The organism is Rhizobacter sp. (assembly GCF_031412075.1).
Taxonomy (GTDB): Bacteria; Pseudomonadota; Gammaproteobacteria; order Burkholderiales; family Burkholderiaceae_C; genus Rhizobacter.
Genome location: NZ_JANOCG010000232.1, coordinates 1 through 14,519 on the forward strand (window position 1 = coordinate 1; position 14,519 = coordinate 14,519).

12 protein-coding genes and 2 pseudogenes are annotated in these 14,519 nt (G+C 67.0%); 5 read left to right on the plus strand and 9 right to left on the minus strand.

All coding sequences use genetic code 11. The features are described 5' to 3' along the window. The coding region (locus tag RMO40_RS08090) for a YaeQ family protein (protein WP_309718833.1) at positions 1-295 on the minus strand (295 nt) is incomplete at its 3' end. Positions 296-387: 92 nt separating this feature from the next. Here RMO40_RS08090 and RMO40_RS08095 point away from each other — a divergent pair. Next, entirely contained in the window at positions 388-756 is a 369-nt protein-coding gene (locus RMO40_RS08095; RefSeq protein ID WP_489660127.1) for a hypothetical protein, read from the plus strand. A 4-nt stretch (positions 757-760) separates the two neighbouring features. Here the strand turns inward: RMO40_RS08095 and RMO40_RS08100 are convergent, their stop codons facing one another. Next, entirely contained in the window at positions 761-1,585 is an 825-nt protein-coding gene (locus RMO40_RS08100; RefSeq protein ID WP_309718836.1) for an acyl-CoA thioesterase domain-containing protein, read from the minus strand. Between RMO40_RS08100 and RMO40_RS08105 the strand changes: the two genes are divergently transcribed. Beyond that, entirely contained in the window at positions 1,572-2,210 is a 639-nt protein-coding gene (locus RMO40_RS08105; protein WP_309718839.1) for a hypothetical protein, read from the plus strand. The two genes, RMO40_RS08100 and RMO40_RS08105, sit on opposite strands and share 14 nt — an antisense overlap. Positions 2,211-2,284: 74 nt before the next feature. Then, positions 2,285-4,366, plus strand: coding sequence for a M3 family metallopeptidase (locus tag RMO40_RS08110; RefSeq protein WP_309718843.1), 2,082 nt, complete (start codon positions 2,285-2,287; stop codon positions 4,364-4,366). 14 nt (positions 4,367-4,380) lie between these two features. Here RMO40_RS08110 and RMO40_RS08115 read toward each other — a convergent pair whose 3' ends face one another. The 5 genes from RMO40_RS08115 to RMO40_RS08135 all read right to left on the minus strand — a co-directional run bounded on the left by RMO40_RS08115 (position 4,381) and on the right by RMO40_RS08135 (position 12,235). Further along, positions 4,381-4,896, minus strand: a complete 516-nt coding sequence (locus RMO40_RS08115) for a protease complex subunit PrcB family protein (RefSeq protein ID WP_309718846.1) — start codon at positions 4,894-4,896, stop codon at positions 4,381-4,383. 9 nt (positions 4,897-4,905) lie between these two features. After that, positions 4,906-7,539 (minus strand): S8 family serine peptidase, encoded by a 2,634-nt coding sequence (locus tag RMO40_RS08120; protein ID WP_309718848.1) that lies wholly within the window; start codon positions 7,537-7,539, stop codon positions 4,906-4,908. A 179-nt stretch (positions 7,540-7,718) separates the two neighbouring features. After that, complete coding sequence (locus RMO40_RS08125) at positions 7,719-10,775, minus strand: PAS domain-containing protein (RefSeq protein WP_309718851.1); 3,057 nt, start codon at positions 10,773-10,775, stop codon at positions 7,719-7,721. A 69-nt stretch (positions 10,776-10,844) separates the two neighbouring features. Next, positions 10,845-11,885 carry an NADP-dependent oxidoreductase gene (locus tag RMO40_RS08130; RefSeq protein ID WP_309718855.1) on the minus strand — a complete coding sequence of 347 codons (1,041 nt, stop codon included), beginning with the start codon at positions 11,883-11,885 and terminating at the stop codon, positions 10,845-10,847. A gap of 140 nt (positions 11,886-12,025) precedes the next feature. Beyond that, a complete protein-coding gene (locus RMO40_RS08135) occupies positions 12,026-12,235 on the minus strand; it encodes a cold shock domain-containing protein (RefSeq protein ID WP_309718858.1) in 210 nt (69 codons plus the stop codon). 194 nt (positions 12,236-12,429) lie between these two features. Between RMO40_RS08135 and RMO40_RS08140 the strand changes: the two genes are divergently transcribed. Further along, positions 12,430-13,464 carry an LLM class flavin-dependent oxidoreductase gene (locus RMO40_RS08140; RefSeq protein ID WP_309718864.1) on the plus strand — a complete coding sequence of 345 codons (1,035 nt, stop codon included), beginning with the start codon at positions 12,430-12,432 and terminating at the stop codon, positions 13,462-13,464. Then, positions 13,451-13,660, plus strand: a pseudogene (locus RMO40_RS08145) (RNA-binding S4 domain-containing protein); the annotation flags it as partial. The gene RMO40_RS08140 and the pseudogene RMO40_RS08145, both read left to right, overlap by 14 nt. A gap of 83 nt (positions 13,661-13,743) precedes the next feature. Here RMO40_RS08145 and RMO40_RS08150 read toward each other — a convergent pair. Next, positions 13,744-14,268, minus strand: a complete 525-nt coding sequence (locus tag RMO40_RS08150) for an outer membrane beta-barrel protein (protein WP_309718862.1) — start codon at positions 14,266-14,268, stop codon at positions 13,744-13,746. 164 nt (positions 14,269-14,432) lie between these two features. Continuing rightward, positions 14,433-14,519 (minus strand): annotated as a pseudogene (locus RMO40_RS08155) (VF530 family protein); the annotation flags it as partial.

A 14,519-nucleotide genomic window follows, 5' to 3' on the forward strand; every position in this document is an offset into this window, starting at 1 on the left:
TCATCAGGCGCTTGTCGTCGGGCTGGCCGATGTCGATCCACTGCATGATCTGGCCGGTCAGGTCTTTTTGCCACAGGCTGGGCTCGTCGGCGTCCCACAAGTCCTTGGCGAAATCGAGTGCGCCGTTGTGGTCGTCGGCCGGTGCGTTGAGCGCAAAGGCCAGCAGGCGGATCATCATGCGCTCGTCGGTTTCAGACGGGTGGCGCGCAATGGTCACGCTGTGGTCGCCGTAGATGCTGCGATCCATGTCGGCCAGCTGCAGCTGGGCTTTGTAGATGGTCGCCTTGATGGCCATGGGCTGGTGAATCGTCGGGGGAGGGACGGGCATTAGAACCCATCGGCCAGGGGTGACAATCGCGAGCTTGAGAACCAGCGCGGAGCCATCCCATGAGCATTAAAAAATTTGACATCGAGAAGATGATCGCCAAGAAGGTAACCGGCCAGATGAAAGCCGGCGGTGCGTCCAGCCGCTTTGGGCAGGGCGCCGGTGAGGTGCTCGACAAGCGCGAGCGCCGCGCGCGCGACTCGGCGGCCGGGCTGGTGTCGTTTGCCTGCAAGCTGCCTGGCGAGCTGATCAAGCAGCTGCACGAGCGGGCGGCCACCCACGAAGGGGGCATCAATGCCGTCACCGCCGAGCTGTTGGCGCAGGCGCTGGCACAAGTCGCCACGCCAGCCGAGCCAGGTACGGCCAAGACAGCGGCCAAACCAGCGGCCAAGAAGAAAGCCCCGGCCGCCAAGAAGGCCGCGGCCGAGTAAGCCGTCAGCCGTAAACCGTGACCACCTGGTAGCCGAGTGAAGCCAGCTCGCCACCGGGCGCCCACAAGCGGGTGACCTGGTTCACGTAGCCGCCCTCGGCGGCAAGCACGTCGGTGTCGACACGCCACCAGCCATCGGCATCTGGCGCGTGCGCCAGGGGGCGCAGCTCCAGCTCCCACGACACCGAGCTGGCGGGGGTGGGCTCGGTGAAGATGCTGAGCACCGGCGTGGGCGGCACGTCGGCCAGCAGCACCGTCATCAGCTCCAGGTCGACCGCCACCGGCTCGTCTTTCAGGCGCAGGTAGATGCGGCTGATCTCGCTCGCCTGGCCCGAGATCGGCGCCGCCCCTTCGGCGAATCGCATGTCCATGTGCTGCGTGAAATTGGGCCCGATGCCGCGCGGCAACGAGCGCGGCGCAATCTCTTCGGGCAAGCGCGAGATGGCCGGGCGCTGCGGTGCTTTCACCGGCACGATGGTGGCGCGGTCGACGCCGAACACACCCAGCAGCAGTGCGGCCGTCTGCCCTTGCTGGCGCACCAGGGCCTGCACCTGGCGCACGTTCTTGCCTTCACGCAACAGCGTCACATGAACCTCGACCGAACCGGCGGTGACCGGGCCGATGAAGCTGGTTTGCAGGGCTCGCAAGTGCACCGTGGCGGGCCACGCAGCACCGGCCACGTCGCGCATCGCCTGCACGGCCATCACCGAGATCAGCCCGCCGAAGGAGGTGCGGCCTTGCAGCCAGTCTCCGGGCACGGTGAAACCGACCTTGTCGTCGGTGCGCGTGCGCGCGGCCAGCAGGGTGGACAAAGGAGTGAAGGTGCTCATGCGCGGCGTGTGTGAGAGTCTTTGCAAATTATCCCGGCTGCTGTTTGCCCGCGCTGCCACACCGGCGACAGCACGGTGGCATGATGCCGCCCGCAGACTCGCCCCGAAGGATTCCGACATGCGCCTTGTGCCTCTACCCGCCAGCTTGACTCAACGCCTCGTGCCGCTGCTCGTCAGCGGCTTGCTGCTGGCAGCCACCTCGCTGCACGCCGCTCCGCCCAAAGCGCGCGAAGGCACACTCGGTGGTGGCAAGGCCGGTGGCCCGATCCTCAGCATGGCTCAGCTGCGTGCCTGCATGGCACAACAAACGAACATTCAGAGTCAGAACGACGCGGCTGCCAAGGTCAAGCAGCAACTGGCGGCCGACATGGTCGAGATTGACCGCAATGCGGCGGCGCTCAAGGATGATCTCGTGAGCCTGGATCGCACCAACAAGGAAGCCGTCGAGGCCTATGTGGCGCGCGCGCAGGCGCATGACAAGTCAATCGACAGCTATCAGGCCCGCGTGCCGCAATTCAATGCACAAGTCGAGGCATTGGATGCGCAGCGTGCCGCCTTTGCGAAGGCCTGCGACGGCCGTCGCTACCTGGAAGACGACTACAAGGACATCAAGGCCGGCAAGTGATCTCATCTCCTTAGGGGTACGGCCGCTGAAGGCGGGCCCCTAGAATCGGCGCGTCTCCCAACCAGAGAAGCACCATGACACTTGCCACAAGCAACCCGTTGGTGCAGCCGTGGAATACCCCGCACGGGCTGCCCCCTTTCGGCGAGGTTCGCGCCGAACATTTCAAGCCGGCGTTTGACGCCGCCATCGCGCAGCACCTGGCCGACATCGACGCCATCGCCGCGTCGCCCCAAGCCCCCTCATTCGACAACACCGTGGCCGCGTTCGACCGCAGCGGCCGGCTGTTGGCGCGCATCGAGGCGCTGTTCTACAACCTCACCGCCAGCGAAACCTCGCCTGAGCTGCAGGCGGTGGAGCGCGAGATGGCCGCACCGCTGGCCGCGCACAGCAGCGTCGTCTACATGAATGCGCGTTTGTTCCAGCGCATGGACGCCTTGCATGCGCAGCGCCACACGCTGGGCCTCACGCCCGAGCAGACCCGTTTGCTGGAGCGCTTTCACCTCGACTTCGTGCGCGCAGGTGCCAAGCTCGGCGAGGCCGCACAAAAGCGTTATGCGCAGGTGATGCAAGGCCTGGCCGAGCTGACCACGCGCTTCAGCCAGAACGTGCTGGCCGATGAGTCGGCTTACCGCCTTGTGCTGCGCGACGAGCGCGACCTGGGCGGCCTGCCCGACTTCGTGCGTGCCGCCGCGCGGCAAGCGGCGGCCGACCGGGGTGTGAGCGATGGCCACGTGATCACGCTCTCGCGCTCGCACATCGTGCCCTTTCTCACCTTTTCTGACCGGCGCGACCTGCGCGAGCAGGCCTGGCGCGCCTGGGTGTCGCGCGGCGAGCACGACGGCGCGCACGACAACCGCCCGGTGGCGCGCGAGATCCTCACACTGCGCCGCGAGCAGGCGCATCTGCATGGTTACGCGAGCTACGCCGATTACGCGCTGGCCGACACGATGGCGGGCACGCAAGCTGCCGTGAGCGACTTGCTGCAGCAGGTGTGGGCGCCGGCCCGCGAGCGCGCCGAGGCCGAACAGCAAGCCCTGCAAGCGTTGGCCTTGTCGCGCGGTGAGTCGCTGCAGATCGAGGCCTGGGACTGGCGTTACTACGCCGAGAAAGTGCGCCAGGCCCGCTACGACCTCGACGAAGCGGCGATCAAACCCTACTTCCCGCTCGACCGCATGGTCGACGCGGTGTTCGACTGCGCGCAGCGCCTCTTCGGCGTGCGTTTCACGGCAAGACCCGACCTGCACGCCTACCACCCCGACGTGAAGGTGTATGAGGTGCGGCAGGCCACCGACGACAGCCTGGTCGGCATCTTCCTGCACGACAACTTCGCGCGGCCGAGCAAGCGCAGTGGCGCGTGGATGTCGCTGTTTCGCAACCAGTCGCGCAACAGCGGCTCGCCGGCCGAGGGCGTGTTGCCCATCGTGGTCAACAACAACAACTTCGCCAAGGGCGCGCCGGGCGAGCCCACGCTGCTGAGCTTTGACGACGCACGCACGCTGTTCCACGAGTTCGGCCACGGCCTGCATGGCCTGCTCTCGAGCGTGACCTACGAGCGCTTGTCGGGCACCAACGTGCTGCGCGATTTTGTCGAGCTGCCGTCGCAGTTGTTTGAACACTGGCTGAGCGAGCGTGCGGTGCTCAAGCAGCACGCACGCCACCACCTGACCAACGAGCCGATCCCCGACGAGCTGATCACGCGGCTGGAAGAAGCGAACCGCTTCAACCAGGGTTACGAGACGGTGCGTTATGTGGCCTCGGCGCGTGTCGATATGGCCGCGCACGCACTGACCGACGCCGAAGGCCCCGACATCACGGCCTTCGAGCAGGCCGAGATTGCACGCATGGGCCTGCCGGCAGCGGTGGGCATGAACCACCGGCTCTCGCACTTCCAGCACCTGTTTGCGGGCTCGGGTTATGCCGCAGGCTACTACGTGTACCTGTGGGCCGAGGTGCTCGATGCCGACGGCTACGACGCCTTCACCGAGGCGGGCAACCCCTTCGATGCGTCGGTGGCGCAGCGCCTGCGGCAGTTCATCTATTCGAGCGGCAACAGCCGCGAGCCGCGCGAGGCCTATCGCGCTTTCCGTGGGCGCGACCCGCTGGTGCAGCCGATGCTGCGCGAGCGTGGCCTGCTCGAAGCCGACGCGGCGCAGTAGATCGCCGCGACCAGCTACTTGATCAGCTCGACGGCCAGCCTTTGCTGGCCATTCTGGTCGACCACACGCGCCGAGCGGTAGTCGCCGCGTGGCAGGCTGAAGACCACGCAGGGTTGCGTGACCATCATCGCGTACATGCGACCCGGCTCGGGCAGCTGCCACACCGCATTCACCGTCAGGCGCTGAGCGTCGACGCTGGCGCCCTTGACGCCCAGGCCGGAGCCGGTGTTCGGCTGCTGCCCCATCGAGAGTTGAAACACCGAGCGGCGCGTGAAGTCGACCGCGATGGTCTTGGGCGTGGCACCCAGGACGTGGGCCGGGGTGACGATGCGCGCCAGCGCCGCCGCGTCGGCCACGGGGCGCAGTGAGGCCTGCTCGGTGCCGCACAAGTTGCTGGAATGAAGCGTCTGCAGATCGAGACCTGCCTCGCGAGGCGGAGCTTGCGGTGCCTGTGCCTGGCACGCGCCCAGCAGCAGGGCGGCCCCCAGGCCGAGGGCGAGCGAACGCGAAGGGGTGGTTTGGTTTGTCATGGCCACAGCCTAGCGCAAGCGCTTGATTGGCAGCGCCTGCCCCGGCCGGGCAAGGCCTTGCGCCGCAGCGCCGATGGCCGTCACGTAGCCGGTGAAGAAGTCGAGGCCGCTGCGGTTGCCGTTGATGGTGAGCAGCCCCGGGCTGTCGAGGCTGACGTAGGCGCCACAGGCTTCGCCCACGTCGCACAGGCCGTCGTCGTTGTTGGGATCACTGCCGGCGAACAGCCGGTAGGTGCCCGCTGCGACGTTGGTGAACTGAAAGTTGTAGACCCCGTTGGTCGGCCGCGCGCTGACCTGGTAGACGGTGTCCAGCGTGTCGGCGTTGACCAGCAGGATGTATTGCTGGCCCAGGTCGGAGCTGGTGGTGGTGCCTCCCGCAGTCACCTGCAGCACCACCGGAATGGTGACGGTGTTGGCCGCCGATACCAGCCGGATGCTGCCCGAATAGGCGCCCGGTGCGAGACCGGTGCGGTTCACGTTCACGGTGTAGGTGCCCAGGCCCGAGGCCCCGGCGGGTGGTGTCACGCTGAGCCAGCTGCCGGCGGGTGTCAGCTGCACGCTGGTGACCGTCAACGCGCCACCGCCGCCGTTGGCCACAGTGAAGGTGTCGCTGCTTGTGCCCGGCGCGAAGTTGAACGCCGAGGCGCTGCCCACCAGCACGGCAGGTGCGGTGCCGCCCATGTTTTGCGCGGCCTGCACGGCTTTCAGCGCGTCAATCAGCCCGTGGCCGAAGCTGTTATCGCGCCCGGCGGCGCCGATGTCGACGGTCAGGCGGCCGGCCGCCAGCAAGGTGTCGATGTTGTCGGGGGTGAGCGCGGGGGTCACCGATTTCATCAAGGCAAACACACCCGCCACGTGCGGCGCCGCCATCGAGGTGCCGTTTTGGAACTGGTAGTTGTATTCCACCCGGCCCGAGGTGTCGTCGGCAGAGGTGCTGAGCACCCGGTCGACATAACCGTCGCCGTTCACGTCACCGGCGTCACCGCCGGGCGCTGCGATGTCGACCGTGGGGCCAAAGTTGGAGTAGCTGGAGAGCGTGCGGTTGATGCTCACGGCGCTGACCGACACCACGCCGTTGTATGACGCCGGGTAAGACGGTGTGGCCGTGGCTTCGTTGCCCGCCGCCGCGACGATGATCACGCCCGCGGCGCGGGCCTGGTTGTAGACGTTCTGCTCGGCCTGCGACGAGCCGCCGCCGCCCAGGCTGAGGTTGATGATGTCGGCGCGCTGCGCAGGCAGGGTGCCCGAGCTGTTGGCCAGGCGGGCGGCGTAGAGCACGGCCTGCGCGATGTCGAACGAGGTGCCACCCCCAGCGCCGAGCACGCGCAACGGCATGATGCGCGCGCCCCAGGCCACGCCAGCCACACCGCGGCCGTCGTTGCTGGCTGCCGCGACCGTGCCGGCCACGTGGGTGCCGTGGAAGGAGCTGCCGCCCCCGGGGGTTTCGGCGTCGCCTTCGTCCTCGGGGTTGTTGTCCTGGCCATCGCCGTCGCGCGCCGAAGCGGCGTTGCTGATGAAGTCATACCCCGGCAACAGCTTGCCCTGCAGGTCGGGGTGGCCCAGCAGCACCCCGGTGTCGATGACGGCCACGGTGACGGTGTTGCTGCCGGTGGTGATGTCCCACGCGGCGGGCAGGTTGATCAGCGGGTAGTGCCACTGGAAGCGGTAGTACTCGTCGTTGGGCACGGCCTTGGCGCGGCGGATGTAGTTGGGCTCGGCGTATTCGACGTCGGGGTCGGCGCGCAGGCGCTTGATGGCGCTGAGCGTGGCGACCTTCAACTGCGTCTGCGAGAGTGCGCCGACGGCGGCGGTGCTGCTGCTGTGCCGCAGCCCCACTGCCGGCGAGCGCGCCTGGGCCAGGTGGGTGGCGGGGGTGTCGAGCTTGACCAGCCAGTCGCCGTCGTCCGCACCGGCCACCTTGGACAGTGCCTGCGCGGCCATGATGCTGTGGGCACCTCGCTGGCTGCCAGCGCGCAGCGCCGTGGCGCGCTGCGGGCGGAAGCGCACGATCATTTCGCCGGGCACGAACTCGGCGCTGCTCTGCAAGGCGCCGCCTGCGCTCGCATCGGCGGCGGCCGCCGTGGGTTGCCCCAGGCTCAGCACGTAGTTGCCGTTGCCGCTGAAAGCCTCCACCGCGACGTAATAACGCCCCGAGACCGCGATCGGCACCGATTCGAGCCGGCCGGTGCCGGTGGATCTGGCAATCTCGGCCCCGTTTTCGCCGAAGAGGTAGAGGTCGATGTCGCCGTCCACCGGGTTGCCGACCACGAGCGAGACCGTCTGGCCCTGGGTGGCGTCGATGCGGAAGAAGTCGACGTCGTCACCACCGGTTCTGGAGCGGCCGATGGCGCCCGAGCCGGCAACGTTCACATAGCCCGCAAGCGTGGCGGGGTTGGGCAGCACCTGGGCGGTGGCCGGGGTGTCATTGGCCGCGAAGGCGGCGAGCGGGTCGTTGACGTCGCTGTCGACCCCGGTGTTGTCGGTCGCCCGGATCTGGCCCGAGACCTGGAAGGTGGCTGGCGGTGGCGGTGGTGGTGGCGAGCCACCTCCACTGCCGCCACAAGAGGCGATGAACACGGTGGCAAACAGGACGGCAGGGCTGAATCGGGACACGGTCTTTCCTTCGAGAGCATGTTTGTTCATGGCAACGGTGGGTGGGCCACCCAGCGATCCGACATGCTGTCACGTTAGGGTCATGACGCCCTCCCAAGCATTAGGGAGGTGGCTGTGGCACCCCCCCATTGAGGTGATGCCGGTGACAGCTTGAGCCGCGGTGCGTTACGACTGCGTTAGGCGCAGGTCTGGCGCAGGTCCCGCGGCGGTCAGGACGCCGGAAAGCGCTTGTCCAGTGCGCCGAGAAAGTGGCCGAAATCGATCGGCTTGGTCCAGTAGTCGCTGAAGCCGGCGGCGGTGGCGCGGGCATTGTCGTTCGGCATCGCGTTGGCAGACAAGGCGATGCAGGCGATGTGCGCCGTCTCTGGTTGCAGCTTGATCTGGCGCAGCACCTCGAAGCCGTCGATATCGGGCAGCTGGATGTCCACCAGGATCAGATCGGGCTGCAGTGTGGTCGCGCGGGCCACGCCCGCGAGGCCGGTGCCGGCCGATTCGAGCGTGAGGCCCGGGCGCATGCGGATCAGCTCTTCGATCAGCAACACGTTGACCGGGTTGTCTTCGATGTAGAGCAGGCGCCCCTTGCGCGCCGGTGCCAACGCGCGGGGGATGGGGGGCGCCGGTGCGGTGGTCTCGACCCGTGCCTCGGGGGCGCGCGGCAGGCGCACCGCGAAGGTGGAGCCGAGGCCGGGCTGGCTGCTCACCTGGACCTGGCCGCCCATGCGCGTGGTCAGGGCCTTCACCACCGCCAAGCCGATGCCAGTGCCTGCAATGCCTTCACGCTCCAGCCCGAGCCGGTTGAAGGGCTCGAACAGGTGCGACAACTGGTCTTCGTTCATGCCACGGCCGGTGTCTTGCACATGGAAGGTGACCTCGCGCTCGCTCACCTGGCTGGAGACCGTCACACGGCCCTGCTGCTTGTTGTATTTGATGGCGTTGCTCAGCAGGTTGATCATCATCTGGCGCAGGCGAGTGCGGTCACCCAGCAGCACGCCATCGACCGCGTCGGCCTGGATCACCACCCCCCGCGAGCGTGCGAGCGATTCGACCAGCGGCAAGGCCTCGCGCAGCACCTCGGCCCGCGGTACCGGCTGCAGGTCGAGCTTGAGCGGGTTGCTCTCCAGGCTGGAGAGGTCGAGCACGTCGTCGATCAAGGCCAGCAGGTGTTCGCCAGCCGACTGGATGTGCGCGAGCTTGTCGCGCTGCGGCGGCTGCAGCACGTCCTTGCCGATCAGCAGCAGCTGCGCAAAGCCCAGCACCGCATTCAGCGGCGTGCGCAGCTCATGGCTCATGCGCGACAGAAACTCCGATTTGGCCTGGCTCTCGCGCAGCGCCACTTCACGCTCGCGGCGGCTCACCTCGGCGCTTTTGGCGTCGGTCACGTCCCAGTTGACGCCAATGCGCCGGCTGGTGCGGCCGTCGGCATCGGGCGCGGGCGTGGAGCGCGAGGCCAGCCAGCGCACCGTGCCGTCAGGCCACACCACGCGGAATTCATAGGCGGTGGGGCCCGTGTTGCCAGCGGCTTCGCGCAGCTCGCGCTTGACGGCGTCAACGTCGTCGGGGTGAGTCATCGCCAGGCGCTGCACGGCGTTGAGCGCGTCGGCCTGCGGCTCCATGCCGCGCAGGCGGAACATGGCTTCGTCCCACTTGGCCTCGCCAGTGGCGACGTCCCACTCCCAGGTGCCCATGCCCACGTTGCGTGCGGCCAGCGCCACGCGCTCGTTGACGCTGCGCAGTGCCGCTTCGGCAAGCACACGCTCGGTGACGTCGAGCGTGACGCCGAAGACCATCATCACCCCGTCGCGCATCTCGCGCCGCGCGCGGTTGACCAGCCAGCGCACCTCGCCGCTCGGGCGCACGATGCGGCACTCGTGCTCGATCGACATGGTCTCGGTCGACACCTCGGCGCGTGCCTTCAGGATCGCGCTGCGGTCAGCGGGGTGCACGATCTGGTAGATCCACTCGTCGCGCGTCGGCCCGCCCAGGTGCAGCGGGCGCCCGGTGATGCGAAACATCTGTTCGTTCCAAGCCGCGCGAGCCTCCTTGGGGTCGCGGCTCCAGACGCCCACCCCGGCCGCGCTCACGGCGATCTCGAGCCGTGTGGCCAGCTCGCTCGCGTGGCGCAGCTTTTCCACCTGGCCGGTCACGTCCAGCCCCACGCCGATGAACTCGATGGGCGTGCCGTTGTCGTCGCGGTGAACCATGCGCCGTGTCAGCACGTAGACCCAGCTGCCGTCGGGGCGGCGGTAGCGCGCCTCCATGTCGACCGGCTCGGTGGTGTGCAACGACATCTCGGCGGTGGCCTGCACCTGGGGAATGTCGTCGGGGTGGATCAGTGCACGCACCTCGTCCAGCGACAGCCCATCGGGCCGCGGCGGGATGCCGAGGATGCGGTACGCATGGTCGTTGTAGAAAAAGCGGTTGACCGTGAGGTCGTGGCGCCAGATTGCGATGTTGCCCAGCTCGACAGCGATCTTGAGCTGTGCATTCGCCTTGTTGAAGGCGTCGGCCAGCCGGTAGGCCTCGCTGTCGTCCACCAGCAGCCCGATGACGCGTTCGGGCACACCCGCGGGTGAGTTTTTCACCTCCCAGTGCGAGTGCACGCGGCGCACGCTGCCGTTGGTCGAGACGATGCGGTAGTGGTGTTCATACACACCAGCCTTATCGGTCGAGGCGCGGTAAGCCTCGGCCATACCATCGTCGGGGTGGATGCGTTGGGCGGCCACTTCGACAGGGGGCGTGCCGTCGTGGGGCGACAGGTCGAAGAAGCGGAACATGTGGCGATCCCAACGGCCCACGCCATCGGGAATGCCGCGCTCCCAGACGGCAAGGCGGCCGAACTCCTGCGTCATGTCGAGCAGCTCGGCCTTGTGGCTGGCGTCGGCTCTCAGCCGTTGGTTCTCGGTGCGGTCTTGCAGGCTCAAGAGCAGCCGGGCCTCGCCCATCTGCTCGGGGGCGCTGAGTGTCTTGACGACGGTGATGGCGGTGCACGCCTCCCCGCTGGCGTGTTGCCAGGGCAGCTCGGTCGGCTGCTGCTGTTGCGCCAGGGTGTCGATCGTGGGCCAGGCGCCCCCGCCCAGCAACTGGGCTGCGTCACGGCCCAGCACATCGGTCATTGCATGGCCGCTGTAGCGCAAAAAACCGGCGTTGACCCAGACGATGCGGCCCCGCTCATCGAGCAGCGCCAGCAGGTCGGAAGCCGCATCCAGCGCAGCAGCCCACAGGGGCGGGGCAGCGAGTGGTTGCGACGAAGCCTGGGGCAGGGCCATGACGGCGCAGTCTAGCGGCCCGTCACGGCGCCCGGGCGGCATTTGTGCCGCCCGACTAGGGTGGAGCAACTACTGCGCAGCCACTTGCAGCACGAGCTTGCCGAAGTTCTCGCCGTTGAAGAGCTTGAGCAGGGTGTCGGGGAAGGCTTGCACGCCGCCCATCACCACGTCTTCCTTGCTCTTCATCTTGCCGGCCTTCAGGTAGCCCGCCATCTCGGCGATGGCCAGGTGGTAACGGTCGGCATAGTCGAACACCACCATGCCTTCCATGCGCGCGCGGTTGACCAGCAGCGACATGTAGTTCGCCGGGCCCTTGATGGCGGTGGTGTTGTTGTACTGGCTGATCGCGCCGCAGATCACGATGCGTGCGCCACGGGTGATGCGGGTCAGCACGGTGTCGAGAATCTCGCCACCGACATTGTCGAAATAGATGTCGACACCCTTGGGGCACTGTTCGCGCAGGGTGTCCTTGATATTCCCGGCCTTGTAGTCGACACAGGCGTCGAAGCCCAGCTCGCGCACCACCCAGTCGCACTTGGCCGGGCCGCCGGCAATGCCCACCACGCGCAGGCCGAGGATCTTGCCGAGCTGGCCCACCGTCTGGCCCACGGCACCGGCGGCGCCCGAGACCACCAGCGTCTGGCCGGCCTTGGGTAGGCCTACGTCCATCAGGCCGAAGTAGGCCGTCATGCCGGGCATGCCCAGCACGTTGAGCCATTGGGTCAGCGAGCCCACACGCAGGTCGATCTTGGCCAGGCTGTAGCGCTTGATCTCGCTCTCAGGGATCAGGCAATACTCCTGCACGCCGGGGCTGCAGCTCACGTGGTCGCCGACCGCGAAAGCCGGGTTCTTCGATGCGACCACCACACCCACGCCACCGGCGCGCATGACCTCGCCGATGCCCACCGGCGGGATGTAGCTCTTGCCCTCGTTCATCCAGCCGCGCATGGCGGGGTCGAGCGACAGGCTCAAGGTTTTCACCAGCACGCCGCCGGCTGCAGGCTCTTGCACCGGCTCGGAGCTGTGGCTCCAGTTGGCGCTGGTGGGCAGGCCCACGGGGCGTGCTGCGAGGCGAACCTGGTGGTTGGTGAGGGTGGCAAGGGTGGACATGAGGGTCTCCATCGGGGTGAATCGGCGCATCCTAGCCTTCTGGCCGGCGAGCCCATGTCGCCCAGTTGTCAGACAAAAAGCGAGGCATGAAAAAACGCGGCCGGAGCCGCGTTTTTTACGTTGGCTTGGCGCCAGGTGTTTTACAGCACGCGAATGTTCGCGGCTTGCAGACCCTTTTCGCCTTGCTTGACTTCGAATTCGACCTTCTGGTTTTCCAGCAGGGTCTTGAAGCCATTGCCTTGGATGTCACGGAAGTGGGCGAACAGGTCAGCGCCGCCCGCGTCTTGAGCGATGAAGCCGTAGCCCTTGCTCTCGTTGAACCACTTCACGGTACCGGTTTGAGTCGTCATGGACGAGTCCTATCTTTCTTGCTTAAGTAATGCGCAGCACATGCTCCGCATGCAGAGACACTCAAGAAACGTTATTGGGGGGGTCTGACGGAACCGGCCTGGAACCAGGCCGGTGTTCGAAAAGATCACTGACAACCACTGTCTTGCGTATACCTGTAGGCTGAATATACACCAGCAAAATGCGGCGCTCCATGATGAAACTCTCGGTACTCGATCAATCCATTTCGTTGAGCGGGAGCAGCGAAGACGCTGCCATTCGCGACACCCTCTCGCTGGCCGAACATGCCGAGGCACTGGGCTACCACCGCTTCTGGCTGAGCGAGCACCACAGCTTGCCCACCATCGTGGGCAGCGCGCCCGAGATTTTGATGGCGGCCATCGCCGCGCGCACGCAGCGCATTCGCATCGGCAGCGCGGGGGTGATGCTGCCGCACTACTCGGCGCTCAAGGTGGCGGAGCAGTTTCGTGTGCTGGAGGCCCTGGCGCCAGGGCGCATCGACCTCGGTGTGGGCCGCGCGCCGGGTGGTGACATGCGCACCGCCCAGGCGCTGAACCCGCACACCTACGGCTCGGCAGATCACTTCCCGGAGCAGGTGCGTGACCTGCAGGCATGGACCCGCAGCGAGCCGCACCGTGGCATCACCGCACACCCGCGAGGGCCGCATGCGCCCGAGGTGTGGATCCTGGGCAGCTCCGACTACGGCGCGCAGCTGGCCGCACATTTCGGCCTGCCCTATGCCTACGCGTACTTTTTCGTCGATGGCCAGGGGGTGGAGCAGGCGCTCGACCTGTACCACCGGCTCTATCAGCCGAGCGAGCGTCACCCGAAGCCGCACGCCACCATTTGCGTCTGGGCGCTGGCGGCCGACACCGAAGAAGAAGCCTTGCACCACGCGCTGAGCCGCGAGCGCTGGCGCGTGGACCGCGGACGTGGCGTGCTGGGCCCGCTGCAGTCGCCCGACGTCATCGCAGCGCGCGGTTTCACGGCGGACGAAATGCAGGTCATTGGGCCGATGCGACAGCGCGCCTTCGTCGGCAGCACGGCCCAAGTGGTCGACAAGCTGCAGCGCCTGGCGGCCGAGCTGTCGCTCGATGAACTGGTGATCAACACCTGGACGCATGAGCCCGCAGTGCGGCGCAAGTCATACGCCTTGCTGGCGCAGGCCATGGGTTTGACGCAAACTCCGCCGACAACCCCATCAGGCGAGGGCACCCATGAGACAGATTGAATTCGAGCTGCGCGGCGACTACATCACCCTGGACACCTTGCTCAAGGTGACGGGCTTGGCCAGCAGCGGCGGTGAGGGCAAGACCATGGTGGCCAGCGGCAAGGTCGAGGTCGATGGGCAACAGGAGCTGCGCAAGACCTGCAAGGTGCGCGCAGGGCAGGTGGTCGGCGTGCTCGGAGCGCGTGTGCGCATCCACGCCCCCACCATGCCGGCGCCGCTAGACGGCGCCGAAGAGAGGCCCCATGAGCCGGAGCAAACCGGCCCACGGGGTGCTTCACATCAGAAGCGGTAGTTCAGGCCGACGGTGAACATGTCGGCCTTCGGGCTGCCCAGCACGTCGAAGCGATAGCGTTCGTACTCCGCGCGCAAAGCAGCGTTCGGAGTCAGGTTGTACTGCACGCCGCCGCCGACTTTCCACGAGTTGCCCTTGTCGCTCATGCCACCACCGTCGAGCTTGCCCTGAAAGGCGCCGACGCGTGCCAGACCCGACCACTGCGGTGTGAACGGGAAAGTGCCCACGGCGTCGAGGAAGATGCCGTTGGCCTTGACCGAGCCGCCGTTGTAGCTGAAGTCGCCCAGCTGGACGTAGCCGAGTTCCATCCCGAACATCGGGCTGAACGCGTAGCCGCCATAGAGCTTGCCGGCAGCCTTCGTGCTGTCGAGGCCAGGGAAATCGCCACCCTTGACCTTGGCCTGGCCGACGCTGCCGCCCACGTAAACACCGCTTCCGGAGATTTGAGCTTGAGCCGATACGGCGAAGAGGCCGGCGATGCATGCCGCCAGCAGTTGAGGTCTGAGTTTCATTGAGGTCCTTTCAAAGTCATCAAAGCGCCAAGCCGTAGCTCAGCGGCAGCGCCATGGTCGGTGAGGGCGGGATGAGGCTCTATCGGAGAGGGCAGCCGATGGGTGTCGGCCAATGAGGCCAAACCCTGTCAGCCCTGTCCTACAGGGTTGACTGGCCCGTTGCCTCAGGAGCGTGGAGGCCGGGCCGCGCGGGCTTGCTCGCGCAGCATGAAGAGGTAGAGACTCTCCACCTTCTCGCGCGCCCAGGGAGT